The sequence below is a fragment of the Arthrobacter sp. BGA-UO-ETr-C19 genome (assembly GCF_059568005.1).
The window spans coordinates 644,070-668,859 of sequence record NZ_JCAQPC010000024.1; the positions used below are offsets into that span (position 1 = coordinate 644,070).

A 24,790-nucleotide genomic window follows, 5' to 3' on the forward strand; every position below is an offset into this window, starting at 1 on the left:
TCTATGACCCACCAAGAACCCGCTGCCCCCGTTTTGGGGGGCGGCGGGTTTTTGCGTATCCGGCTCGATTTGGCGTACGACGGCGGCCCGTTCAGCGGGTGGGCAGTGCAGCCAGGACTGCGTACCGTTCAGGGTGTATTGGAAGCGGCGCTGGAGCTGCTGATCCGCCGGCCGGTGCGTGTCACGGTCGCCGGGCGCACCGACGCCGGCGTGCATGCCCGCGGCCAGGTGGTCCACCTCGACCTGACGGAAGCCGAGTGGCTGGGACTGAGCCGTGGTGCGGCTGTCGATCCCGCCGTCGCCCTTTTGCGGCGTCTGAGGGGCGCGCTCAGCCGCGGGCTGGGGGACCAGACCGGCGCCATCGTCGTCCACCACGCGGCGGTCGCCCCCGAAGGCTTCGACGCCCGTTTCTCCGCGCTCTGGCGCCGCTACAGCTACCGGATCGGGGACGGCCCGGAGAAGTGGGATCCGCTCGGCCGCTACGACACGCTCTGGCACAAGACGCCCCTGGATGTGGATCTGCTGAACGAAGGCTCGGCGAAGCTGCTGGGCCTGCACAACTTCCTGTCCTTCTGCAAGCCTCGGGAAGGTTCCACCACCGTCCGCGAACTGCAGCGTTTCGAGTTTTCCCGCGGGCCGGACGGCGTCATTGTTGCCACCGTCCAGGCCGACGCCTTCTGCCACAACATGGTGCGCGCCCTGGTGGGTTCGGCGCTGTACGTGGGGGAGGGGCAGGAGCGTCCGGAGTGGCTGCACGAGCGCCTGCTGGCGAGGAAGCGCGACGCGCGTTCCGTCCTGGCCGCGCCGCATCCCCTGGTGTTCGAAGAAGTGGCCTACCCCTCCAACGACGAACTGCTCGCCCGGGCAGAGCTCACGCGGGCGCTGCGGGAGTAACCCTCCTCTGCGACCTTGTGTTTGCAGAGTCGAGGGCGTTGCCTCGTTTCCCGTCGCGCGGCTAGTAGGCTGAGACGCAGTCTTTAGTCATGCGGTCCTTACAGGGGGTAAGGGATGAGTGATCGTCGCGTCGTTGTGGTCATCGACAGGGATGAGGAAGTCCGGTCCTTGTTGCGGGCAACGCTCGGGGAAGCCGGATTCGAGGTGCACTGCGCTGCCACCGGCGAATCCGGGGTGGCGCTGGTGCGTGCCAAGCGGCCGGACACTGTCACGCTGGACCTGGTGCTTCCTGACACCGACGGCTACGACGTGCTGCGGCGCATCCGCGAATTTAGCCACACCTACATCCTGATCATCACCGCGCGGGGTGACCTACGAGCCACCTTGAAGGGGTTCGATGCCGGAGCTGACGACTACATGGTCAAGCCCATCCGGCCACGGGAACTCCGGGCCCGCGTCGACGGCATGCTGCGGCGGCCCCGTCAGCTCACCGTCCCGCCGATCGTGACGCCGCGGGAACCGCCGCTGGTTTCGCCGCGGCTGCGGACCGCGGCCACGGCGAAAACTGAGCCGGCGCCCGTGCAGGCGATGTGGCTTACGGCAGCCCAAGGCAGGACAGCAGCGGAGGACCTTGCAGCAGCAGAGGGCCGCGCACCCAGCCGGGGCTACGAGCGCAGCTATGAGCACAAGGGGCTGGAGCTCGACTGCACAACGCGGGCGGCCACCCTCGGAGGGCGCGCGCTGCAGCTGACCCGGACCGAGTTCGACCTGCTGCACATCCTGCTGCAGCGCGGCAGCGGCGTGGTCACCAAGGCGGAACTCGTGGGGCTTCTGGGACTGGTGAAGCGCGAATCAGGTAACCCGGACGCCACCAAATCGGGTACGCGCGACCCCGGCCGGATCATCGAAACCCACATCGGCAACCTGCGCCGGAAGCTGGGGGACGACGCGCGGAAACCACGCTGGCTCAAGACGGTTCGCGGGTCCGGCTACACACTCGCGTAGCCGACTGCCGGGCCCGCCTCTGCTGCGCCCCTTCAAACGGGGGACACGCCGGAAAGTTACAAGAAAATAACAAGGCGGCGGGCGCACAGTTGGAACATGAAATCACTAACAAGCGACGACGTCGTCGCAGTCCGTGGCGTTCTTACCGATACGCATCCGGTTGATTTCTATGCGCTTGGCGTCGCGGGGGCGATTGACCGTTTGGCCCTCCCGCTGCGCGAACGCGGGATCACCGTGCACCTCGAGGCGCCCCACCATGGAATGGAAGTGGACAGGAAGTCCGCCACGCTGCTCTACCGGGCGGCGCAGGAGCTCCTGAGCAACATCCATAAATATGCCGACGCGTCCGCCGTGACCGTCCGGCTGTGCTGTGTCTGCCGCTCCGGCGACAACCACGCTGTCCAGCTCCGCGTGACCGACGACGGCAGCGGCTTCGACGTTGAGGCCGCCACCCACGGCAGGCACTCGGGCATGGGGCTTCGGCTCATGCGCCTCGCCGTCACTTCCGCCGGCGGCCGGATGGCAGTCGAGTCGGCTACCTCCGTGGGAACGTCCGTCACCGTGACCCTGCCGCTGGATTAGCGTGACCCTGCCACGGGACTAGGGAGAGTCTCCTTAGCGGCGCGCCTGGCACGTCTTCTACGCAGCAGTGAGTGATGCCCAGCCGGGCCACGGATCCACCGGCAGTGGTGGTCCGAGGGCGTCAAGGCAGTCGGAGCCACCCTCGTCTGGCTGGTCTGGCTCATCCGGCGGCTCGAGCAAGTGGGGCGTCTCCGGCCAGTCTCGTGGTTCTGGGATGTCGGGCGGTTTAGGCCAGCGGGGCGGATCAGGGATCTCGGGCTCGAGGAAGCCATCGGGGACGTCCGGCCATTCCGGTGGTCCGGGCAAGTCCGGCAGTGCTTGCCGGGGCGCGAGGGACTGCGGTTCTGGCCAATATGCCGGTTCCCAGTCCAGGTGTTCGGTGGGGTAGGACCGTCCCGTGGGTGAGATCCAGCCGGGCGGGCTCTCACGGGTGGCGCCGACCGGTCTCCACGCTGTGGTGTGTTTCAGGCGGTGGTGTTTGCGGCAGGTCTGGCCAAGGTTGGCGATGCCGGTACCGCCGCCGTCGGACCAGGCCAGGATGTGGTCGGCGTCGTTGTCCAGGGAGTGGTTGTTGCAGGCGGGGAAGGAGCATCGGGCGTCCCGGAGCCGGAGCCATTGGCGCATCGGTTTCGTTAATCGGTAGCTGGTGCGTCCGATATCCAGTGGTGCCCCGTCCCGCGGGTCAGTCAGCACCCGCAGGAACGATCCACCGCCGTCGGCGACGAGCCGGCGGGCCATCGACGGCGGGATCGGCCCGTACCCGTCGAGCGTGGCTGGTTCGTCCGTGAGGCCGAGCAGTGAGAACACCGGAACCGTGACCAAGACCTGCGCCGCCGGAGATGGCACCTCACCGGCCGGCGCTATACCTGCGGGCACGGATTCCGGGGGCGGACCGTCAATCCCGCCGTCAATCGGGTGGCCTGAGGTGAGCAGCCAAGTGGCGGCGGCATCGACGCGCAACTGGGTCAGGGTCCGTGACTCGGCGGGGCCCTGCAGTGCCCGGGCGGCGGCGGTGGTGCGGTCCCAGATGCCGGCTGCCTGGTCGGCGGGCAGATACGCCGAGAGCCAGGCCATGCCGTCCCGGTCGGGGACGTACTCCAGCCGTCGGTCCTTCGCACTTTTGGTGTGGCGGGTTTCGATGCTGACCGGGTGGTGCCGTTCCCGCCAATAGCGGGCCTTGGCCCGGAACCTGCCAGGTGTCAGCTCCCCGGCCGGGCACCCCCGTGCCGGGTTGGTCGCGTGCTGGTCCAGGAAGTGCGCCTCAAAAGCCGCCGCGGCCGCCGGATCCAGCCCGTCGGTTTCATCGCACATTGTGCGCCCGTGCTGCCACGACAGTGTTCCTGATCCCAGCGCGGCCAGCGTCAACGGCAGGTCCGTGCTTAGCTTCGCGGATTCGGCCAGAAGCCGTGCCGCCGATCCTTCGCTGACGGTCAGGGCGCCAGCAACCTCCGCGGTCACAGACATCTGCCGGGCGGTGCAGTCCTGCGCGGATGCGTCAGGCGGGGTCATGGCCTCCTCCGCCGCGGCGAAACCGGCAGCGAGGCGCACCTTCACGGCCGCCAGCCGGGCCTCCATCGCAGCCACCCCGGCCAGTCCGTCCAGGCACGCATCCGCCTGATCCCGCAGTGGATCCGCGCCATCGGGCTGTGGATCCGCGCCATTCGGCTGCGGGTCCGCGCCATCCGGGCCCGGATCAGCTGCACAGAGCGCGGCAGCCAGTGAAAGAGCGGAGGCACCGACGGCTTTCAACGTCTCCACAACTGCTGCGTGATCCATACCCACAGCATGCCACCGGCCTGTGACAATAACGACGGTGCCTCGGCTCATTGTGGAAAACCGGCTCGTTGTGGAAAACCGGGTCGTAGTGGAAAACCGAATCTGACCTGTACTCGCGTCAGGACCCGGGGGCTCCCTCGGCCGGCAGGGTGAGGGTGAAGGTGGTGCCTGCACCGGGCTTGCTCTCGCAGGAGATGGCACCGCCGTGCCGCTCCACGATGGTCTTGGTGATGGACAGGCCCAGCCCCACGCCGGGTATTGCGGCCTGGCGTGCGGCCTGGCTGCGGAAGAACCGCGTGAAGACGCGTGATGTTTCCTCTTCGCTGATGCCCATGCCCGTGTCCTGGACCTTCAGCTGCACCCAGGAGTCGCTGCGCCGGGCACTCACGGTGACTTTGCCGCCGTCGGGAGAGTATTTGATGGCGTTGGACACCAGGTTGTCCAGAGCCTGGCCGATGCGGAGCGGGTCGGCGTGCGCCCAGAGTGGCGCCGGAACGTCGGTGGCGAGGGAGACGTTGCTGGCGTCCGCCTGGGCCTGGACCGAGCCGATGCTGTTCTCGATCAAGCCTGCGAGGTCGGTCCGGCGGGGATGCACGGCCAAGACGGCGGACGCCGACACCAAAAGCTCCGAGACGAGGGACAGCAACCGCTCGGCGTTGCGCTGCACCACTTCCAGCCGGTGCACGGAGTCGGGGGACAGGCCGTCCGCTTCATCCAGCACCAGGTCCACATTGCCAAGCACGGACATCAGCGGACTGCGGAATTCGTGCGAAACGTTGGAGATCAGCTCTTCCTTCGCGGACAGGGCTTCTACCAGACCCGTGACGTCACTGTAGACGATGACTGCCCCGCTGAACCCGCCGTCGTCGTTCTTGATGATCCGCGCAGCGGTGGAGACGGCCCTTTGCGTTGATCCCTCGCCCAGCCAGACCAGGTAGTCGGCGAATGTCTCGCCGGAAACGGCGCGGCGGATGGGGCGTTTGTCCAGCGGAAGCGGGGTGACCCGGTCCTGGCCGAACATGAGCTGCTGGGCTTCGAGGGGCTGCTCCGTGCCGGCCGGGGCTGCCGCCTGCCTGAACGTTTTCTGCTGGTCGTTGACCAGGACCTTTTGGCCGTCGGCATCTACGGCAACAATGCCCACATCCGTGGTGTCCAGAATGGTTTTGAGCAGCCGTTCGCGGTTCCTGCTATCCAGCAGCAGTTCGCGGAGCTCGGCATCCTTCTTCTCCAGCCTTTGTCGCTGCAGCCGCACATTGGCGCCGGCGAACCTGATTGCCACCGAGACGGCCAGCATCATTAGCGGAAGCAGAATTGCCGTGGCAATGTCTGAAGGTGAAATTCTGGGAAACTTTTGAACCAACGACGGAATGCCGATCAGGAGTGGGCCGAAAAAGCTCAGGAATACGGTGCTTCGCGGGTAGGCTTCGGAGCTGGAAAGCCAGATGACCGGGAATATCGCCAGGACTCCCAGCCCGGCAACGGCAGGAACGGCACCGTTACGGGCGAGCCCGATCAGCACCAGGTCGAGTATCGGAATTACCAGATATGCGTTGGAGGGTAGCCGTTCCCAGGGCACCAGAAAGCAGGCGAGAAACATCGCCACCATCAGCATGATGGACGCGATAAAAACTCCGCTCTGGATCAGCGTGGGCCATACGGCTGGTGCGGCGATCGCCAGCGCGGCAAGAATGACCGTTACTGGGAGCTGGCAGAGCGCCACCTGGACGCGGGGCTGCAGCCGTCGGAAGAATCGGTCCGTGTCATGGACCAGCACCTGCTCACCCAATGCGGTTGCGCCCGGTACTCGCCCGCACTTCCGAATTCCAGGGCCACTCGTTGTTAAACGAACACATGGAGCCCATTATGCACACCTATTCTTCGGTATTTGGAGGGGAAGGCACTACTGTCCGGTGCGCGTCCAAAAGATATGGGCAAATTTGGCGCTTTGGACACTTCTACGTTGTAGCGTAGGTAATCTGGTAACGCTTACCGCATTGCGCTGGGCTATGCGGTGGTTTTACCTGGATAGAGGTAGTGGTGGGCGATCTTGGTGTTGCCGTGGTTATCGAGGATGACGTTGATGTCAGGAACCTCCTTGACGCGGTTTTGCAGCAGGCTGGTTTTGAAGTGCACTCGGCAGGGACCGGCCGTGACGGGGTTGATGTGGCCAGGCAGCGCCAGGCAAACGTAATAACGCTCGACGTCGGCCTGCCGGACATTGACGGTTTCGAAGTTCTTCGCCGCATCCGGCAGTTCAGCGATGCCTACGTGGTGATGCTCACCGGCCGCGGGGAAGAGCTGGACACGATCACCGCTCTCCAGGGCGGCGCTGACGACTACATCGTCAAGCCCTTCCGGCCGCGCGAACTGCGGGCCCGCATCTCGGCCATGATGCGCCGGCCTCGGGTTGCTGCCGGTGAGGTCGCAGTCTCTTCTCCGGACTCCGGGTCCGCTGGCTCTGCCGGTTCCCCCGGTTCGCGCCGGGGCGCCGTGCTGCAGCACAACGGGCTGGCACTCGATACCGAAACCAGGACCGTGGCACTCCGCGGCACGCCGCTGGGGCTGACCCGGAGTGAATTCGACCTGCTGCACGAGCTGCTGAAGGGAACGGGCGCCGTGCGTACGCGGGCTGATCTGGTGCGCGTGGTGCGGGGCGAGTACTACGGCGAGGACACCTACATCAGCGAAGCGGACGAGCGGGCTGTTGAGGTGCACATCGGAAACCTGCGCCGCAAACTTCGTGAGGACCCGCAGGATCCTCGGTGGCTGGTCACGGTGCGCGGCGTCGGCTACCGGCTGGCTCCGAAACGGGCGGAGTAGGGCTCAGGCGCTCAGACTTCCGGCGGGCTGAGGCCGGCTCAGGCTTCCGGCGGGAGGTAACCCTGCTTCAGGCCGCAGACGGTTTGTTCGCCGGTCAGCGCTACGAATGGCAGCAGCCGGCGAACAGCAGGCAGATCTCCGCTCTTGACGAGGCGTTCCAGGTTCACTGCCAGCTGGGCCAGCCGGGCGGCGCCAACCATGGTGGCGGAATTTTTCACACTGAGGACGGCGTCCATGGCTGCCTCTGCGTCGTTGTCTTCCACCGACCGTTCGAGGTAGCTTCGGCGCTTGTTCCAGATGCTGACGTAATCCCTGGCGAAGTTGTGCGCCACACTTGTACTGCCCATGTCTTCTTCCAATTCGTGAAGGACATCCAGGTTCAAAACGGGCAAAGCAACACTCTCCGATTCGTTGTGAGCCCTGCCATTCGGGACGCCGGACACCGGCACGCAGACGCCGTTGGCGCTGCTGTCGGGTGCTCCGGAACCTGAGATGGACATGACTTAAGGCTACTTTCTGAGGTTGGGAAAACCCTGATTGAGCTTGGATCCTGTGGAAACCCTGCGGGTACCTTGTGGTGGGGAAAATCCTGAGGAAGTCCTCACCTTACTGGTTGGCGAAGGTCTCGATGGTGTTGATGACGGCAGGGCCGAGGATAGCGATGAAGAGCACAGGGAAGATGAAGAACAGCAGCGGAAACAGGATCATCACCGGCAGCTTCATCGCCTTCTCCTCGGCACGCTGGCGGCGCTTCACCCGCATTACCTTGGCCTGGACCCGCAGCACCCGGCTGATGGCAATGCCGTATGTATCCGCCTGTACTACAGCCTGCACAAAGCTCCGCAGCTCCGGAAGGTTCGTGCGTCCGGCCAGCGCGAGATAAGACTCTCGGCGGCTCCGGCCCACCTGCATGTCCTGCAGGGTGCGGACCAGCTCTTCAGCCAGTGGCCCCTTGCCGTTTTCGCCCGCGCGGGCCATGGCTCCCTCGAAGCCAAGACCCGCTTCGACCGAAATCAGCATCTGGTCCAGGGTGTTGGCGAGCTCCAGCTGCATGGCCTTCTGCCGCTCCTGGCCCTTGCTGTAGAGCATCAGGTCCGGGATGAAGTACCCCAGGAAAAGGACAAAGATGCCCACAAGCTTCATGATCGGCGTCGTCCCAATGGAGCTGATGTACAGCCCAAGGAGACCGCCGATCAGACCCAGCGCCGGTTTCGCCGCCAGTAGCCTGCCGAGCGGCATGGACGCCGGGCGGCCGGCCAGGGAAAGCAGCCTGTCGAGCTTGTGAACGTAACCAGCGGGGGTGAGACGGAAGCCGATCTTCTCGACCAGACCGCTGTTGGGCTTCTTCTCCACCTCAGCACGGTGGAAGCCCCTGGACAGGAGAGCCCGGGCGTTTGCCAACCCTTTCCGGTCGACGGACAGCATGGTCCACGCCAGATACGCGAGGGGCAGGCAAATCAGGAGCAGCGCGAGGAAAATCAAAGGATCCATAGTGGCCTCAGAACTTCAGGTTGACGATCTTGCGCATCCACAGGCCGCCGATGGTCATGAGGATGATGGACGCCACGATCATGATCCAGCCCAGCGGGTTGGTGAACATTTTGTTCATGTACCCGGGATTCACCATTGCGAGGAGGACGACAATGCCGACGGGCAGCGCCATGAGGATGTAGGCGGAGAACTTGCCTTCTGCCGCGAGTGCCTTGATGTGGCCCTTGATCTCGCTGCGCTCGCGGATGGTCTCATTTACCTGGTCGAGAACCTCCGCCAGGTTTCCGCCCACCTCGCGGTTGATCTGGATGGCCTGGGATATCCAGACAAAATCCTCGTTCTTCATGCGGTCTGCCGTGTCGTTAAGCGACACGAGCAGGTCGCGTCCCAAGCTGGTCTCGGAAACGATGCGGCGCATTTCTTCCGACGTTGGGGCCTGGGATTCGTTGGCCGCGGCGTCGATGGCACGGAGGATGCTGTGGCCGGCACGGAGGCTGCCGGACAGCAGCTGGAGGGTGTCGCCCAGTTGCTCATCGAACTTGGCCCGCCTCTTGCCGGCCAGGAAGCCGAGCACCAGGTGTCCCACGAAGGGGGCTGCGATGACCATCAAGATCGCCAGCAGCGGCCCGGCGACGACGAGCCCGATGAGGGCTCCGACGAACGCGCCCACCAGGATCAGCAGGATAAATTCTGCCTGGCTGAGCCGGAGGCCGGCGTTCTCCAGAGTTTCGCGGTCGAAGTAACGTAGGTTCCTCTTGGCGAGAACGCGGTCAATGGATTGGACTGCGCTGCCGGCGAAGCGGGTGAGCTGAGAGTCCGCTTCCGTACGGAAAGGACGACGCCGGTCCAGCGGTACCGTGGGCGTGCGCGGAATCAGCACTGCAACTCCGCCCAGCACCACCGAGGCAACTACAAGGACAACGCCCAGTGCCACGATCATTGGTCAGTACCTTTCTGAGGGAATTGGGGGCGCTCCAAAGACACCGGCTGATACGTGAATCCCGAGGTCTTCAAAGCGGTCGATAAATCGCGGCCGGATGCCGGTCGGGACAGGCTTGCCGAGGAACTTTCCATGCTGGTCGACTCCTGCGGAGTAGTCGAAGACGAAGGCATCCTGGAGGGTGACGATGTCGCCCTCCATGCCCTGTACCTCCGTCACATGAGTGATCCGCCGGGTGCCATCCCGCAGACGCGAGATCTGGACGATGAGGTTCACGGCAGAGGCGATCTGCTCGCGAATGGCGCGCAGCGGCAGATCCATTCCCGCCATGAGGACCAGAGTCTCCAGACGGGCGATGGCGTCGCGGGGTGAGTTGGAGTGCACGGTGGACAGGGAGCCGTCGTGGCCGGTGTTCATGGCCTGGAGCATGTCCAGGGATTCCCCGCCGCGGACCTCACCCACCACAATTCGGTCCGGACGCATACGCAGGGAGTTGCGGAGCAGCTCGCGGATGGTGACTTCACCTTTGCCCTCCGTGTTCGGCGGGCGGCTCTCCAGCCGGACCACGTGTTCCTGCTGGATCTGGAGCTCCACCGCGTCCTCGATCGTCACGATGCGCTCGTCGGACGGAAGGAAGGACGAAAGGACATTAAGCAGGGTGGTTTTGCCGGTACCCGTACCGCCCGACACGATGATGTTGAGCTTGGCTTTGACGCACGCGTTGAGCAGTTCGGCCATCTCCGGGGTGAGGGTCCCGAAATCGATGAGGTTCTGGACGGTAAGGGGTACCTTGCTGAATTTACGGATGGTCAGCGAGGAACCGCCGACGGCAAGCGGTGGGATGACGGCGTTGACACGGGAGCCGTCCTCCAAGCGCGCGTCGACCAGCGGCGAGGACTCATCGATGCGCCGGCCCACTTTGGACACGATGCGCTCGATCACCTTGCGGAGGTGCTCTTCCGAGCTGAACCGCGAATCCGTTAGAGTCAGTGTTCCCTTGCGCTCCACGTAGATCTGGTCCATCCGGTTCACCATGATTTCGGTGACGGCGGGGTCATCAAGGAGCCGCTGGAGCGGACCGTAACCGAGCACGTCATCAGCAACGTCTGCCACCAGGCGCGTCCGTTCGTCCGCGGTCAGCGGCACCTGCTCGGCGTCGATGATGCGGATGAGCTCTTCGCGGGCGGTCCTTCGGAGCTCCTGTTCCGTGAGGCTTGAATCGTTGAACCGCGCCCCCATGCGTTCAAACAGCGCCGTTGCCGCACGCTGCTTCAGGGCAGCAAAAACATCCACAGGCTGCTGAGCCTTGGACTTGAACGCCTCCGTCTGCGATGTGCCGCCAACCTGGACCGGTGGTGCCTGCACAGTCAGTCGGCGGCCCGGAGTTGGAATGCTGGGAGCACTGGCAACTGGCTTAGCGCGCTCCTCGGCGGCGCCCGCAGCGGGCGCAGTCACCGCGGCGGGCGACGCTGTAAGCTCCTGGGCAGCCGCCGCTTGGGCAGCCGCTTCAGCTGCACGCCGTGCCGCACGTGTCTGGTACGCGGTCACACCAGAGATAGGCCGTGGGGCAGTGCTCATTGACGGCGCAGCTATGGTCTGAACTGGGACGGGGGCAGCCCGCATGAGCGCGGGTTCGGAGGCAACCTGCGCCGGCGCATGCGTCGGCGCAGGCGGAACATGCAGCGGGGCACCGGGAACTTCGGACTTGAGCTGTGCGGCCTGGATCCGTTCGGAGAGCTTCACCTAGACCACCACCCGCCGGTGGCTGTTCCGCTGCTCTTTCGCGCCAGCGGCCGGAGCCAGCCGGTCGACGAGCTGACCGAGGCCTTTGGCGGCTGGATCCTTCCTGGCATCCAGGAGAACGGGCATGCCACGGTTGGTGGACAGGGCCACGGCCCGGGAACGGGGAACGCTAACGTCCACGGGAGCTCCAATGGTGGATTCGATGTCTTGCACGGTGAGGCCGCACTTGGAGTCGGCCATGTTCAAGACAACGTGCCGGCCTTCCGGCAGAATCTCCAACTGGCGCAGGATGTCCATACCCGAACGGAGGCCACGGACGCTGGGGATGTCCATCGCGCTGACCCAGACGATGTCCGTGCAGGCCTCCATCGCGGCCAGCCCGATTTCCGGCAGGCCAGGCGCTGTGTCCACTACGACGTACTGGAACTCCTCAGCCAACTGCTCGAGCAGACGCGTGATCTGCTCCGGCATGATGAAATCGGCCTCGACAGGGCTAACGGGCGCACACAGCGCGTAGATACTGGCAGGGTGAACGGTGAGGAAGGCCTTCAGCACCAGGGTGTCCTGGCTGGCAGCAGGAGAGACAGCGTCAGTGACGGTGTGCTCGGGATTCAGGTATAGGCCGGATGCCACGTCGCCGAACTGTAGGTCCAGGTCCACAAGTACCACGCTCATGGGTGCCAGCTTTCCCAGCCCCACGGCCAGATTGGTGGCAATGGTCGTCTTGCCCACGCCGCCCTTGGGGGAGAAGACCCCGATAACAGCTCCCTTGTGGTTTTCCACGTGGCCTTGCTGGTCGGGCCGGTGCCGGTTGGCAAAGGACTGGCAGGCGCGCTCCAGCAGCACCCTCAGGTGAGCGGGATCGGCGGAGGGGCTGAGGACGTCGCGGACGCCGGCCCGCATTGCCTGCAGAATCAAGGTCGGGTCCGGTTCGCTGACCAGGAGCACCATCAGGTTCGGAACCTGCACGTCGAGCACCGTAGCCAGGCGCAGTGCCTCTTCGATGGGCAGGTCCGGGCCGAGTATAAGGACCTCCGGCTGTTCCTGGTTCAGCTGGGCAAAGAGGTCGTAGGGACCTGCGGGCAGGATGTTGGTGAGGAAGGTCTGAACGCCACCCTGGAGGCCGCCGGCCACGGCCTGCCGCAGGCGGCCGTCAAAGTCCGCGTTGGGAGTGATCAGGACGAAGCGGCTCATTTGTATACCTCACTCCGCTGAATGATCCGGGGACCGCTGTCCTTGGCATTGCTGGGTTCCTTGCTGAGCCACATCTTGGCGTATTCGGCAGCGAAGACAATCTTCGCCGCATCCACATCGTTGACGGCGACGGTCAGCATGAGGGAGCCGGTCGGGAGGGTGGTGTCCTGTGGATCGGCAGCGTTTGGATCGGCGCTCGCCGTCGGCGCCGGCTGCGCTGTGGCTGCAGGCTCGGGCGCGCGCTGCACAGCAGTTACGAGGGCCTTGCGAACCGTCAGTTTGGTCGTTTCGGCGTCCAATTTGCCATCCAGTCCGCCCTTTTCCAGGTTGACGAAAACTCCGACGTGGTCACCGGGAGCCAGCCGTCCGCCGACCACGCGGTCTGGCTCGAGCTGGAAGGAGACTTCCTGAAGGCCGGCCGGGATTTGTACAGATCCGGAGGCTTTGACGTCTTCGGGCGCAACTAAACGTTCGGAAACCAGCTGCTCGCCGGGAACCAGATCCACTGCGGCAACCTTGCCCTTGGACGAGTCCAGCGATTTCAGCGATGACCCGGTCACGGCCGATGACGGTACCTGTTCGGTGGCGAGGGAAGCCGCCATGGATTCAACAGGGGTGCCAGCGGGAATCACCGTCTTGACGACCAGTACGTCCACAGGCTCGAGGTCTTTGACGGCACGCTGGTCTGCCCCCTGAGCGTAGGAGATAACCAGCATGGCGCCCACGAGGGCGAGCACTACCGCTGCCGCGCCTGCCAACAACCGAGACTTCACGAACTGCTCCTGAGAACTTGTAGCAATAAACTGCAGAACAGCTGCGCTGCAGGGAACTAACTGGTCAGTTCGACGACGGTTGCGCCGTTGGGGCTGACCGGCCCGAGTTTGTAGCCATCGGCCAGGGAGACGTATTTGACGAACTTGCCGATGATGCCGCGGCAGTTGCCTTGGCATTTAAGGGCTGGGGTTGCCGCGTTGTTGTAGACCAGGGGGAGCTTGTCCGAGCCGCTGAAGGCCCAGCCCTGGACATTGAAGGCGACGAAGCTGTTCAGGTGGTAGCTGGCCCCCGAGCCTGTTCCGGTCACGTCGTCGTAGACGGGAAGCAGGACGATGACCGGGCGTCCTGCGGTAATTTCACTGGCCCAGCCGTTCAAAATGGCGTCGCAGTTGGACGGCCCGTCGTTGCCGGTGGCGCTGCCGCTTTGGTTGATGGCCAGGTTCACGAAGCCGCCGCATTGGCCTGTGTTCTGCGCGGTCCAGCCGAAGCCGCCGGGCACGGTCTTGCCTGCTGGTCCAAGCGGACAATCGGCGTTCGCGTCAGCCGAGTGGTTCTGAAGTAGCTGTGCGGCGCCGTCCACCATGCCCGAAACCTGGCAAATGGAGAACGCCAGTGGAAAGATAATGCTTCCTTCCACCGGGCTGCCCCACCGCACGCTGGAGCTGGCGCTCACCTCGGCGCTGGGGATTCCCAGAACTCCGGCGAAGAACAGCGAGACTTTGTTCGCGGAGCCGCCAACTTCCTTGGCGCCGGCGGCCACAGTGACCGTCCGGTTGATCTTATCGAGCACTATTGACTTGACGTTGCTGAGATTGTCGATGGCGTTCTTGTTTGCCAGGTCAGCAGCCATCGGGGACGTAGCGGAACAGTCGGTGTCGTTGACATTTTTAGCGCATTTCTGCGCCATCATAAGGACGGCGGCGTCGGAGGCGTTCTGCAGTTGCGCTCGTTCCGAATAAAGCCTTGCGACGTCGATGGCCAAGGCGGCGAAACCCAACATCACCACCATCAGAATGGCGACGATGACCGCGATTCCGCCACGCTCGCCGTCGTCAGAAACCGTTAGCCGCCGCACAGCATGGTTCCTTTCCCTTTAAGGGCAAACGGGCCAGCGATGCCGGTCATCGTACTGAGGTTGTAACTGACGGTGACAGTCATTTGTGAACCCACGGTGCAACTGACAGCACTGAACGCAATGTTGCCGTCTACTAGCGCTGGGCTTAGCTGCGTTGCGGCAGCCTTTGCAGCCGTCCTGGCGGAGGCTTGAGTGTTGTTGATGGCCATAGCACGGACGCCTTCGCGGGCGGCATTTGTGAGCGTGGCCTGGGCGTTGTACGCTCGCCCGAACTCCATGATGCCGAGCAGGATCAAAATCAGAACTGGAGCCAGAAGAGCAAATTCAACTGCGACCGCACCGCGTTCATTGGACTTGGACACGATGTGGCCTTCCGCTGAAATCGATGGGGGGAGTCAAGGGTGTGGTGGCGGCAGTTGGCCGCCACCACACTCCGAAAGTGGGAGTCCTGTGATTAGGTGATTACGGCGCTGCGCAAACGTGAGTCGTCGCGTTCCACACGCCCGCCGGCGTCTGCAGCTTCTCGCACGCAATCTCACCGAACATGTTGGTGAGATTGCCGCCAAGCAGGGTAACGGCAACGATAATCACAACGGCGATGAGGGCCACCATGATGCCGTATTCGACGGCGGTTGCGCCCTTCTCATCGCGGTGGAGGCGGGCGGAGATGTTGGTGTAGAAAGCAAGCATTTTTTACTCCTGAGCGAGTGTTGGAAAGCTGGTCCATCACCAGCTCTGTAAAAAAGCTAGCAACGGAAATCCGCCTCAAGTGGGTTCTTTGCAGCATCCTGAGCGAACCCTGACGAACCTGCGCGTTTCCTGCGCGAGCATTGAGCCAACCTTGCATTTTCGCGCCATTTTCCCAGCAGGAAGCGCACATGGAAGGACCCCTCGAGCAGGGGGGAAGCCCGAGGGGTCCAGTCCAAGGGGCGCCTCTCCGGCACTTGGCCGAGAGCCGCCGTCGTCCATTCAACGGACGGATTCAATAAAGCCGGCCGGCAAACCCTGCCAGAGAACTACCCTGTGAACAGCGAAATGATGCTCATCACCGTCGGGCCCAGGACCACAATGAACAGCGTCGGAAGGATGAAGAAGATCAGCGGGAACAGCATCTTCACGGGCATCTTCATGGCGTGCTCCTCGGCCCGCTGCTTCCGCTTGATGCGCATATCTTCCGCCTGGGTTTTCAGAACGCCGGCGATGGCAACGCCGTATGCGTCCGCCTGGACCACGGCCCGGATGAAGCTGCGGACGTCCGGCACATCAATCCGCTCCGCCATGGCGAGGTAGGCGTCTTTCCGCGACCGGCCCACCTGGATGTCCTGGAGGGTCCGGATCAGCTCCTCTGCCATCGGGCCCTTGCCGCTGGTGCCGGCGCGCCCCATCGCCGCTTCGAACCCGAGGCCTGCCTGGACCGAAATGAGCATGTGGTCCAGGGCGACCGGCAGCTCCAGGCGAATGGCTTGCCGCCGCTTCTGTGCACGGTTGCGCACCAGCAGGTCCGGTGTGAAGTAGCAGAGCGCCGTCAGCCCGACCATGATGAGGAACCGCTGCGCCGACGGGCCGCCGGCAAAGAACAGGTACCCGGCGACTGCGCCCCCGAAGGCAAGCAGCGGCTTAACCATGATGAGCCGGGCCAACGGCCAGTCTTTGGGCCGGCCGGCGCCCGCGAGCTGCCTGTCCAGCCAAGCGACGTAGCCCTTCGGCATGATGCGCTGGCTGACCAGGGTCAGCTTCTCGCTGACGCTGAGCGCCGGCCCCTTGGCCCTGGAGACACGTCCGAGGTTTGCCTGGATGTTGCGGAGCCCTGCCCGGTCGCCGGTGAAGACGAACCACGTCATGACCGCCACAGGTGCGATTACTGCCAGAATCGCTGCATAAGCCACAGGCTGCATGGTGACCACCTTCTTTCTAGAACTTGGGTTTGATGATCCGGCTGAGCCAGAAGCCGCCTGCGGTGAGAAGCACGACTGCCGCGGCGATCATGAGGTAGCCCGGCAGGGTGGCCGTGAAGACCCGGGAGTAGAGGTCGTTGAACGTTGTGAGGCCAACGAACATCACTATGGGGAGAGCCATGAGCACGATCGCCGATATCCGGCCTTCAGCGCTCAGGGCCCGGATCTGGCCGCGGACCTGATTGCGGTCGCGGACGGTGGCGCCAAGATGGTCCAGCACCTCCGCCAGGTCACCGCCAACCTCCCGGTGAATCTCGATGGCCTGTGAGATGGAGAGGAAGTCCTCGCTCTGGGTGCGCCTGGCCACGTCAGCCAGTGACTCGCCGAGGTCCCGGCCAATTCTGGTCTCGTTGACGATCCGGCCGAGCTCCTCGGACATCGGCGGCTGGCTTTCCTGCCCGGCCGCATCCACCGCCCGGAGCAGGCTGTGGCCGGCCCGCAGGCCGCCCGAGAACATCTGCAGCGTATCCGGCACCTGCTGGTCAAACTGCCGACGGCGGTGGGCCGCCAGGGCGTTCAGCAGCAGGTGCAGTCCCAGCGGGGTCAGCAGAGCCAGGAGGACAGCGGCGAAAATGCCGCCAAGGAAAAAGCCGACGACGGCGGCCGTCAGCGTGATGATGCCCGCCATGATCAGGTAATCGCCCGGTTCCTTCTTGAGCCCGCACTCATCCAGCCGGTCCTGGGTGAGCAGGCCCGTTCCGCGCTTCTTGAGGCCTTTGTTCAGCGCGCCCACGGCCTGGTCGGTCAGCCGGGTCAGCTGAGAGGTCTGGACTGGGACATCAGGCCGGCGGCGGGACATCGGAAGGCCCGAGTTCGGCCTGAGGGCCACGCCGAAGACCAGGAAGATGGCGAGGTAGAGGAGCACCAGCGCCAGCACGAAAACGCCTGAGTCGCCCGCCACTGTCACCGCCCCCTTGCCGGCGCAACGCCGATGAGGGAAGCTCCGAACACGGCCGGCGAGATCTCGATGCCGAGCTCGGCAAAACGTTCCGTAAAGCGTGGCCGGACGCCTGTCGGCACCGGTTTCCCGAGGAAGCGGCCGTTGGCGTCCATGCCGGCCGAGTAGTCAAACACGAAGGCATCCTGGAGTGTGACGATGTCGCCCTCCATGCCCTGCACCTCGGTAATGTGGGTGACCCGGCGCGAGCCGTCACGCATCCTGGTGATGTGCACCACCAGGTTGACGGCGGAGGCCAGCTGTTCGCGCACGGCACGAAGCGGAATGTCCATTCCTGCCATCAGTACCAGCGTCTCGAGCCTGGCAATGGCGTCCCGCGGCGAATTGGCGTGCACGGTGGAGATGGAACCGTCGTGGCCCGTATTCATGGCCTGCAGCATGTCGAGGCATTCGCCGCCGCGGACCTCACCCACCACAATTCTGTCGGGCCGCATGCGCAGCGAGTTCCGGACCAAATCCCGGATGGATACCTCACCTCTGCCCTCGATGTTCTGCGGGCGGCTTTCGAGCCGGATGACGTGCTCCTGCTGGAGCTGGAGCTCGACGGCGTCCTCGATGGTCACGATCCTGTCCTCCGGCGGGATGAACCCCGACAACACGTTCAGGAGCGTGGTCTTGCCGGTGCCGGTGCCGCCGGAAACAATGATGTTCATGCGGGCCATGACGCAGGCGTGCAGGAGCTCGGCCATCTCGGGGGAGAGGCTTCCCAGGGACACCAGGTCATGGACTGTCAGAGCTTCCCGGCCAAACTTTCGGATGGTCAGGGCCGGCCCGTTGACGGCCAGCGGCGGAATGATGGCGTTGACGCGCGAGCCGTCCGCGAGCCTGGCGTCCACCAGTGGGGAGGATTCGTCGATGCGGCGGCCCACCTTGGACACGATGCGGTCGATCACCCGGCGCAGCGCGTCATCCGAGCTGAACTTCGTGTCCGTGGGCAAGATGCGGCCCTGGCGTTCCACGTAGACCTGATCGTAGCGGTTGACCATGACTTCCGTAATGGAGGGGTCATCGAGGAACCGCTGGATGGGACCGTGGCCCAGGACGTCGTCGATGATGTCCCGGATGAGCCGCTGCCTCTCGGGGCCGGACAGTGGAACCTGCTCCTCGTCGACGACGATCTTCAGTTCGTCCCGGACAAACTGATGGAGTTCCTCGTCCTCGAGCGTGGAGTCGGTAAGCCGTGAACCCAGCCGTTCAAAAAGCGTCTGTGTTGCCCGCTCCTTAAGGGCATTCAGTGCTTCGCTGGGAACGGAGGCGGCGGCTGGCATTTCCAGTGCTGCCGTGGCGCTCGCAGCCGAGCCCGCGGCCTGCTCCTCGTGCTTCTTGCCAAGGGTGGCGGCCGTTGGTTTGGGCTTGAAGACGTCTGCGGGCTGTGGCTTCCCGGGGTCAGGCTTGGGCTCGCCCCGGAGGTTCTGGAACCGGTCTGTGAGGTTCACTGGACTACCGCCCTTCTGTGCAGCTTCTTATGGGGTCTTTCTTCCCAGTTCGGTTTGAAGCGCTCCACCAGTTGGCGGAGCCCTTTGGCGGCCGCGTCCCGGCTGCCGTCCTGGAGGATGGGCACTCCCTTGTTGGTGGAGAAGGGCAGCGTCTTGGAACGGGGGAGCGCAACGTCGACGGGGGAGCCGATGGTGGCCTCGATGTCCTGCAGCGTGAGGCCGGCCCGACGGTCCGTCATATTCAGCACTACATGCCGTTTCTCCGGCAGCAGTCCGAGCTCGGTCAGGATCTGGAACCCCGTCCTGAGGCCGCGAATGCTGGGAATATCCATGCCGCAGATCCAGACGGCATCCGTGGCCTGCTCCAGCGTCGCCAGGACGTGTTCACCCAGGCCCGGTGCCGTGTCCACCACGATGTAGTGGAACTCCTCGCGCAGCTGGTTCAGGAGCCGGCTGACCTGTTCGCCGGAGATCCTGTCCATGTCAATGGGGTTCCGCGGCGCGCAGAGGGCGTAAATTCCGGCGGGGTGGACGGTGAGGTATGCCTTCAGGACCATGGAGTCCTGGCTGGCGGCGCCCACCACGGCATCGGTGATGGTGTGTTCCGGATCCAGCATCAGGCCGCTGGCAACATCGCCGAACTGCAGGTCCAGATCCACGATCACCACGCTCATGGGGGCAGCCTTACCAAGGCCGACGGCGAGATTGGTTGCCACCGTGGTCTTGCCGACCCCGCCTTTGGGGGACATGACGGCGATGACCCGTCCGCCGTCGCCATGGTCGGCGTGCTCGGACGCCCCTGGGGCCAAACCACGACGGCGGCCCGCGGCCGCGAGGCTGGCCCGCTCCAGCAGGACGCGGATGGCGTCGGGGTCGGCGGCCGGGTCGAGGAGGTCACGGACTCCCGAACGCATTGCCTGGAGGACTACTTCCTTGGTTTCAGGCACCACCAGGACAACGCTGATTTCGGGATACTGCAGATCCATGACCGATGCCAGTTTCAGGGAGCCGTCAACGGGCAGGCCCGGTCCGAGGATCAGCACCTCCGGCGGTTCGCCCACGAGCTGCCGGAGGAAGTCCTGCGGACTCTCCGGAAGGTAGTCCGCCTGGAACACCCGCAGCGAGCCGTGCATGCCGGACACTGCCAGCTGCATGCGGCGTTCGAACTCGGCTTCAGGGGTGATGAGGATGAAGCGGCTCATCGGAACAGCCTTCCGGTGTTCACTACGCCGGATGTGCCCTCCACCGCGGTCGCCGGCTCCTTCGAGAGGTAGACGCTTCCGAACTCGGTGGCGAAAATAACCCGCTCAGCGTCGGAGGAGTTGCGGGCCACTGTAATGAGGTAGGTGTCGTCCGAGTTAGAGGACTTCTTCGAGTTGAGGGAACCTTTCGATGTATCCTCTTCCGCCACGGTGTCTTGGGATTTTGCGGTGCTGCCGTTGCTGAACTGGGCCGCCGTGACCAGAACCTTGTGAAAGGTCAGCTGGGTTTGGCCCGACTTTGCAGCGGCGTCGTCCACGGAGAGGAAGACGCCAACGGTGTCGCCTGCTGCCAGGGTGCCGCCAACCACGCGTTCGATGGGAAGCTTCAGGGTGATCTCCTGCATGCCCGCGGGAACCGGTACTCGGGCCGGCCCGAGGATGGAATTGGCGTCCACCATACGGGTGCTGAGGAGCTGCTCGCCCGGCATCAGGTCCACGGAGGCGACCTTCTGGCCGACCTGGTTCAGATCGGTCACGGCGCCGGCGGCTACGGCCAGTTTGGGTACTTCTTTGCGGACGACGGCGCCGGCAGCCTTATCGATACCGGTGCCGGCCGAGATGGTTTTCTCCACCACGTAGACGGATTCAGTTTCAGTGTCCGCCAAGGCGCGCTTGTCCGCATTCTGCACGTAATTGACCAAAAGAACTGTCCCGATAATTGCCACCAAAAGCGCGGCAATACCTCCCACTAAACGAGCTTTCACTGGTTTCCCCTTAAAGAAATGTCTATTTCGATTGTCTTGTGCGTTGCCTTTAATCGATGAGCTTGATGTTCACGGTTCCCAAATCCGCTCCTTCACCCGAACTCCCAAAGGCGTCAATAGACTCGAATTTGACGAACTGACCGATAATGCAGCGGTTGTTGCCTGCCGAACAGGCCAGCGAAGCGTTCATGCCAGGATCAGTTGCTGTGTTGCGGAATTCGTAGTTGTGGTTGTTGCCGAACTTCCAGCCCCAGATCTTGAACGTCGCATAGCCAATGATGTGGAACTGGCCGTTTTGTCCCTGGTTTGTGGCGTCGTCGAAGATGGGGAAGGCGACCTTGACCTCCCCGCCGGCAAGGATGGTGGTCTTCCAGCCATCGAGGATGGCGGCGCATCCGGACGGAGGATTGTTGCCCGGATCCGATCCAATCTGGTTCGTGCCGGTTTCGGTGGTTGCCTCACACGGTGAACTCTGGTCAAGCCAGCCCCATCCACCAGGAATCTGCGTGCCTGAAGGCCCCGTGCAGGTTCCACCCGGCTTGTAGGAGATCTTCTGGACCTGCCCGGTCGGACTTGCTTCCGAGAGGTTAAAGCAGTTGTCCGAAATCGCCAGAGGGAAGCCTTTGCCGCCTGAGGGCGGTTCGGCCGAGGCTACTGCGAAGGCCCCCACAGAGGCCGGCGGCGCGTTCAGGACGGCCGCGAACAGCTTGCTAAGGAAGCTGTTGCTGCCGTTCTGAGTGGTGGTTCTGACGGTGACCTGGTCTGCTACGGACAAGTCAACCTCCGACACGTTGGACTGTCCGTCGTTGGAATTACCGTTCGCGAGTGGTTCCGCGATCGCTTCGGCCTCCGCCTGGGCACAGCCCGTGGCATGGCAGGCTTGGGCTACCGCAATCGCGCCTGCATCGGCGGCGTTCTGGAGTTGCGCCCGCTCGGCATAGATCTGGCCCACGTCCACTGCGAGGGCGCCAGCACCGATGAGAACAAGCATCATCACAGCCACTAGCACGCCCGCTGCGCCACGCTCACTGTCCGTGCGGCGTCGAATTAACCGCCGCATCTCATGGCTCCTACTCCGGTCACAGTGACGGAGCTGCCGAAGATCCCCGTCATGGTGGCCGCGGGGTACGTGATGGTGACAGTCATGTTGTCGCCATCGGCGCAGGCGGCCGGGCTGAACGAATACTCGAAGTCGCCGGTGCTAAGCCCGGGCGCGCCGGCGGCCGCGGCGAGGGCTGCTGCACCCTGGTCGTCCTCGATGGCCATTTCTCTGGCTGCCTCCCTGGCCGCCTGGGTAACGGATATCTGGAGGTTATAGGCGTGGGAGAACTCGACAATGCCCGCCACCAGGGCCAGAAGGATGGGTGCCACGAGGGCAAATTCCACGGCAACTGCGCCGCGGTCACTCACTGCGTGTTTTCCCCTGATGGAGTATGAATATCTACGTTTCACTGGACCCCTCCGCGAATAGGGACAGCTGGATTGGGAAGCGTGCCGCGTCCGCTGGGGCGGACGCGGCACGCCGGGGGAGTTGAGAAACTGCTTGGTCGCCGCTAGTTGGACCAGGCTGCGACGTGTCCGCCGAGCTCCGCGAACCAAGCGCTGAGACCGTTGCCGAACGTTGTGACGCCGGCAACGATGATGAACGCGATGAAGGCCACGAGCAGTGAATATTCGGTTGCGGTGGCGCCTTTTTCGGATGTCAGCCGGTCCTTGATTCCGGACACGAAGGCAAGAACGGAGACCATGAGAGTAGTCATTGTAATTTCCTTAAAGTTGGTGGAATAAATGCATCGAATTCCAACCTCCCCCATACCGCGAAAGGGCTGGCTAATCGATAGCTAAAGAATCCACCTGAACCGAGGCTGCAACAATGCGTAGCTCTACCCGACTTTTCCTGCGGCGGTATAAGTATTCCCCGCAAGCAGGTACTCAGGTTAGGAAAATTACAAGCACTGGGCTACTTGGACGCGTATTGGGACATCAATGGGGCGAGTAGGATATTCAACGTTTCACCCGCAATACCGGTTTTTAGGATGCCAGTAATACAGTCCCCAGGGCGGCGGCCAGCATCGACGGGCCAAAAGCCACTTCCGAGCGCAAATTGGCGCGTTTTAGCCTAATCAAAACGACGGATAAAATCCCGCCCATCACAAAGCCCAGCGCCCCGCCATAGAACAGCTGGCTCCAGCCCAAGTAACCCAGGTAAAGGCCCACCGGAGCGGCAAGCTTAACGTCCCCCATGCCGATGCCGTTTGGCGAAATCAGGGCCAAAATCAGGAAAACAACGAACAGGACGGCGGCACCTGCCGCCGCGCGAAGCAGTTCGGCCCACTCTGCCGCGGCGGAGCTGGCCAGAAAGCTACCCAGAAGAAGGAGTGCCAGGCCGGCCACCAGCAGCGTCAGCACAAGGGGATTCGGCAGCAAATGATGAGCCAGGTCAATGCGGGCCAGCTGCACGCCGAGGACGGCCAGCAGCAGAAAAGCCGGCAGTGACCACTCCATTCCGAACCTCAGCGCAAGGGCGCCGCAGAGCACTCCGGTGAGTGCCGCCGTCGTAATTCTTGTCCGTACACCCGGCAATCCACCGAGGCGGGGAAGGGTGCGCGCGATGAGGAACTCAGCAAGCGGGCTCACTAGAATGCCAAGGAGTCCAATGGCCACGGCAAAGAACGGCACGGCACTGGCGGCGATACCTGCTGACGACACATGGACTCCTGGATGGAAGGGCCCGGCGCTGGCGCAGGACCCCAAGCCCCCGCCACCGGATACCCCATTTTGACCCGGGCCTCCGGTTCGCGCTATTCTTGGTAGTCGTTGTGCGTGTCCTTTCTCGATGATGCGTGCCCGCTTGGGGATCCAGTTGCAGGGTCGCTACCCAACGGGCATTTTCGGGACTAGGGGATAACTGGTCCATAGAGCCCTCACCTCTGTTCCGGTCGCGCATAGATAGTAGGCGCACCCCGCGTGACGCCTAAAACAAGAACGCCAGAACAAGAACGAGGCAAACACCGTGCGTACGTACACCCCGAAGCCCGGCGATATCAACCGCCAGTGGCACGTCATTGACGCCACCGACGTTGTCCTGGGTCGTCTTGCCAGCCAGACCGCAACACTGCTGCGCGGAAAGCACAAGCCGACCTTTGCGTCCCACATGGACATGGGCGACTTCGTCATCATCATCAACGCTGAAAAGGTTGCCCTCACCGGCGCCAAGCTGGAGCAGAAGCGCGCATACCGCCACTCCGGTTACCCGGGCGGCCTGACCTCCGTCAACTACGCGGAACTGCTTGAGTCCAACCCGGTCCGCGCCGTTGAGAAGGCCATCAAGGGCATGCTCCCGAAGAACTCCCTCGCTGCCCAGCAGCTGAGCAAGCTGAAGGTCTACCGTGGCGCCGAGCACCCCCACGCAGCCCAGCAGCCCAAGACTTTCGAAATCACCCAGGTCGCCCAGTAGTCCTGGCCACCAACACTTTTATCTACAAGGAGAACCGTGGCTCAGAACGATGAACTGACCACCGAAGCCGTTGAGGCTGAGGAAAACCTGACCAGCTACACCTCGGAAAGCGGCGCTGCTGAAGCTGCCCCGAAGAAGGAGCGCCCGGCACTGACCGTTGCCGGCGCAGCTGTTGGCCGCCGCAAGGAAGCCGTTGCACGCGTTCGCGTTGTGCCGGGCTCCGGCAAGTGGACCATCAACGGCCGCGAGCTGGATAACTACTTCCCGAACAAGCTGCACCAGCAGGACGTCAACGAGCCCTTCAAGATCCTGGATCTCGAAGGTGCCTACGACGTCATCGCCCGCATCCACGGCGGTGGCCCTTCCGGCCAGGCCGGTGCACTGCGTCTCGGCATCGCCCGTTCGCTGAACGAGATCGACGTCGAGAACAACCGCGCCACCCTGAAGAAGGCCGGCTACCTCACCCGTGACGCCCGCGTCATCGAGCGTAAGAAGGCCGGTCTCAAGAAGGCCCGCAAGGCTCAGCAGTACTCCAAGCGCTAAAAAGGCGCCTTCCCAGGATATGGCCGCTGGCGCGACCTCATCCTGGGGCCCTCGGCGCTTTTTAGCGCTCGGCTCCACAAGCGCTAAATCCGCTTGCGAAGCGCCGTCAGGCGCTTTCAGAAGCCCGTTCCGCCGGTTGGCGGGGCGGGCTTCTGCCGTTAAGGCCCGCCGACGAACAAGG

26 protein-coding genes are annotated in these 24,790 nt (G+C 63.7%); 6 read left to right on the plus strand and 20 right to left on the minus strand.

What is annotated here, in order from left to right; translation table 11 throughout:
* Positions 1-3 precede the first annotated feature (3 nt).
* The 3 genes from truA (at position 4) to AC57BR_RS21930 (ending at position 2,481) form a co-directional block, all read left to right on the plus strand.
* A complete protein-coding gene (truA, locus tag AC57BR_RS21920) occupies positions 4-894 on the plus strand; it encodes a tRNA pseudouridine(38-40) synthase TruA (protein WP_496364414.1) in 891 nt (296 codons plus the stop codon).
* A 114-nt stretch (positions 895-1,008) separates the two neighbouring features.
* Positions 1,009-1,899, plus strand: a complete 891-nt coding sequence (locus tag AC57BR_RS21925; RefSeq protein ID WP_496364416.1) for a response regulator transcription factor — start codon at positions 1,009-1,011, stop codon at positions 1,897-1,899.
* A gap of 96 nt (positions 1,900-1,995) precedes the next feature.
* Positions 1,996-2,481, plus strand: coding sequence for a sensor histidine kinase (locus tag AC57BR_RS21930; RefSeq protein WP_496364418.1), 486 nt, complete (start codon positions 1,996-1,998; stop codon positions 2,479-2,481).
* A gap of 57 nt (positions 2,482-2,538) precedes the next feature.
* Here AC57BR_RS21930 and AC57BR_RS21935 read toward each other — a convergent pair whose 3' ends face one another.
* Together AC57BR_RS21935 and AC57BR_RS21940 are read right to left on the minus strand one after the other, a co-directional pair.
* A complete protein-coding gene (locus AC57BR_RS21935; RefSeq protein ID WP_496364420.1) occupies positions 2,539-4,257 on the minus strand; it encodes an HNH endonuclease signature motif containing protein in 1,719 nt (572 codons plus the stop codon).
* Between the two features lie 118 nt (positions 4,258-4,375).
* Entirely contained in the window at positions 4,376-6,043 is a 1,668-nt protein-coding gene (locus tag AC57BR_RS21940) for a sensor histidine kinase (protein ID WP_496364422.1), read from the minus strand.
* A gap of 251 nt (positions 6,044-6,294) precedes the next feature.
* Between AC57BR_RS21940 and AC57BR_RS21945 the strand changes: the two genes are divergently transcribed.
* A complete protein-coding gene (locus AC57BR_RS21945) occupies positions 6,295-7,077 on the plus strand; it encodes a response regulator transcription factor (RefSeq protein ID WP_496364424.1) in 783 nt (260 codons plus the stop codon).
* Between the two features lie 38 nt (positions 7,078-7,115).
* On the opposite strand, the gene AC57BR_RS21950 is transcribed toward AC57BR_RS21945, so the two are convergent.
* From AC57BR_RS21950 to AC57BR_RS22035, 18 genes are all read right to left on the minus strand, one after another.
* Positions 7,116-7,577, minus strand: coding sequence for an Hpt domain-containing protein (locus AC57BR_RS21950; RefSeq protein ID WP_496364426.1), 462 nt, complete (start codon positions 7,575-7,577; stop codon positions 7,116-7,118).
* Positions 7,578-7,683: 106 nt separating this feature from the next.
* Positions 7,684-8,568, minus strand: coding sequence for a type II secretion system F family protein (locus AC57BR_RS21955; RefSeq protein ID WP_496364428.1), 885 nt, complete (start codon positions 8,566-8,568; stop codon positions 7,684-7,686).
* A gap of 7 nt (positions 8,569-8,575) precedes the next feature.
* On the minus strand, positions 8,576-9,508 hold the full coding sequence (locus AC57BR_RS21960; protein ID WP_496364430.1) for a type II secretion system F family protein: 933 nt from the start codon (positions 9,506-9,508) through the stop codon (positions 8,576-8,578).
* Positions 9,509-9,511: 3 nt separating this feature from the next.
* The gene (locus AC57BR_RS21965) at positions 9,512-11,086 is read right to left on the minus strand and encodes a TadA family conjugal transfer-associated ATPase (protein ID WP_496365202.1); all 1,575 of its coding nucleotides are present in this window, start codon (positions 11,084-11,086) and stop codon (positions 9,512-9,514) included.
* A 165-nt stretch (positions 11,087-11,251) separates the two neighbouring features.
* Positions 11,252-12,445 (minus strand): CpaE/TadZ family protein, encoded by a 1,194-nt coding sequence (locus AC57BR_RS21970; protein WP_496364432.1) that lies wholly within the window; start codon positions 12,443-12,445, stop codon positions 11,252-11,254.
* Positions 12,442-13,218, minus strand: a complete 777-nt coding sequence (gene cpaB, locus AC57BR_RS21975) for a Flp pilus assembly protein CpaB (RefSeq protein WP_496364433.1) — start codon at positions 13,216-13,218, stop codon at positions 12,442-12,444. The genes AC57BR_RS21970 and cpaB (AC57BR_RS21975) overlap by 4 nt, the downstream gene beginning before the upstream one ends.
* 56 nt (positions 13,219-13,274) lie before the next feature.
* Positions 13,275-14,294 carry a pilus assembly protein TadG-related protein gene (locus tag AC57BR_RS21980; protein ID WP_496364435.1) on the minus strand — a complete coding sequence of 340 codons (1,020 nt, stop codon included), beginning with the start codon at positions 14,292-14,294 and terminating at the stop codon, positions 13,275-13,277.
* Positions 14,282-14,656, minus strand: coding sequence for a TadE/TadG family type IV pilus assembly protein (locus AC57BR_RS21985; protein ID WP_496364437.1), 375 nt, complete (start codon positions 14,654-14,656; stop codon positions 14,282-14,284). Before AC57BR_RS21985 ends, AC57BR_RS21980 begins: the two co-directional genes overlap by 13 nt.
* A 100-nt stretch (positions 14,657-14,756) precedes the next feature.
* Positions 14,757-14,984: a Flp family type IVb pilin gene (locus AC57BR_RS21990; protein WP_496364439.1), complete on the minus strand. Its 228-nt coding sequence runs from the start codon at positions 14,982-14,984 to the stop codon at positions 14,757-14,759.
* A 326-nt stretch (positions 14,985-15,310) separates the two neighbouring features.
* On the minus strand, positions 15,311-16,189 hold the full coding sequence (locus AC57BR_RS21995) for a type II secretion system F family protein (RefSeq protein WP_496364441.1): 879 nt from the start codon (positions 16,187-16,189) through the stop codon (positions 15,311-15,313).
* 16 nt (positions 16,190-16,205) lie between these two features.
* Positions 16,206-17,156: a type II secretion system F family protein gene (locus tag AC57BR_RS22000; protein WP_496364443.1), complete on the minus strand. Its 951-nt coding sequence runs from the start codon at positions 17,154-17,156 to the stop codon at positions 16,206-16,208.
* Positions 17,153-18,643: a TadA family conjugal transfer-associated ATPase gene (locus AC57BR_RS22005; protein ID WP_496364445.1), complete on the minus strand. Its 1,491-nt coding sequence runs from the start codon at positions 18,641-18,643 to the stop codon at positions 17,153-17,155. The genes AC57BR_RS22000 and AC57BR_RS22005 overlap by 4 nt, the downstream gene beginning before the upstream one ends.
* The gene (locus AC57BR_RS22010; protein ID WP_496364447.1) at positions 18,640-19,845 is read right to left on the minus strand and encodes a CpaE/TadZ family protein; all 1,206 of its coding nucleotides are present in this window, start codon (positions 19,843-19,845) and stop codon (positions 18,640-18,642) included. The genes AC57BR_RS22005 and AC57BR_RS22010 overlap by 4 nt, the downstream gene beginning before the upstream one ends.
* Entirely contained in the window at positions 19,842-20,609 is a 768-nt protein-coding gene (cpaB, locus tag AC57BR_RS22015) for a Flp pilus assembly protein CpaB (RefSeq protein WP_496364449.1), read from the minus strand. The genes AC57BR_RS22010 and cpaB (AC57BR_RS22015) overlap by 4 nt, the downstream gene beginning before the upstream one ends.
* 49 nt (positions 20,610-20,658) lie before the next feature.
* Positions 20,659-21,669: a TadE/TadG family type IV pilus assembly protein gene (locus AC57BR_RS22020; RefSeq protein WP_496364451.1), complete on the minus strand. Its 1,011-nt coding sequence runs from the start codon at positions 21,667-21,669 to the stop codon at positions 20,659-20,661.
* Positions 21,657-22,019, minus strand: coding sequence for a TadE family protein (locus AC57BR_RS22025; protein WP_496364453.1), 363 nt, complete (start codon positions 22,017-22,019; stop codon positions 21,657-21,659). Before AC57BR_RS22025 ends, AC57BR_RS22020 begins: the two co-directional genes overlap by 13 nt.
* A 143-nt stretch (positions 22,020-22,162) precedes the next feature.
* The gene (locus tag AC57BR_RS22030) at positions 22,163-22,369 is read right to left on the minus strand and encodes a Flp family type IVb pilin (protein ID WP_496364455.1); all 207 of its coding nucleotides are present in this window, start codon (positions 22,367-22,369) and stop codon (positions 22,163-22,165) included.
* A gap of 271 nt (positions 22,370-22,640) precedes the next feature.
* On the minus strand, positions 22,641-23,318 hold the full coding sequence (locus tag AC57BR_RS22035) for a prepilin peptidase (protein ID WP_496364457.1): 678 nt from the start codon (positions 23,316-23,318) through the stop codon (positions 22,641-22,643).
* Between the two features lie 304 nt (positions 23,319-23,622).
* Between AC57BR_RS22035 and rplM the strand changes: the two genes are divergently transcribed.
* Positions 23,623-24,066 carry a 50S ribosomal protein L13 gene (gene rplM / locus AC57BR_RS22040; protein WP_003805351.1) on the plus strand — a complete coding sequence of 148 codons (444 nt, stop codon included), beginning with the start codon at positions 23,623-23,625 and terminating at the stop codon, positions 24,064-24,066.
* Between the two features lie 36 nt (positions 24,067-24,102).
* Positions 24,103-24,609, plus strand: coding sequence for a 30S ribosomal protein S9 (gene rpsI / locus AC57BR_RS22045; RefSeq protein ID WP_003805350.1), 507 nt, complete (start codon positions 24,103-24,105; stop codon positions 24,607-24,609).
* The last annotated feature ends 181 nt before the right edge of the window (positions 24,610-24,790 follow it).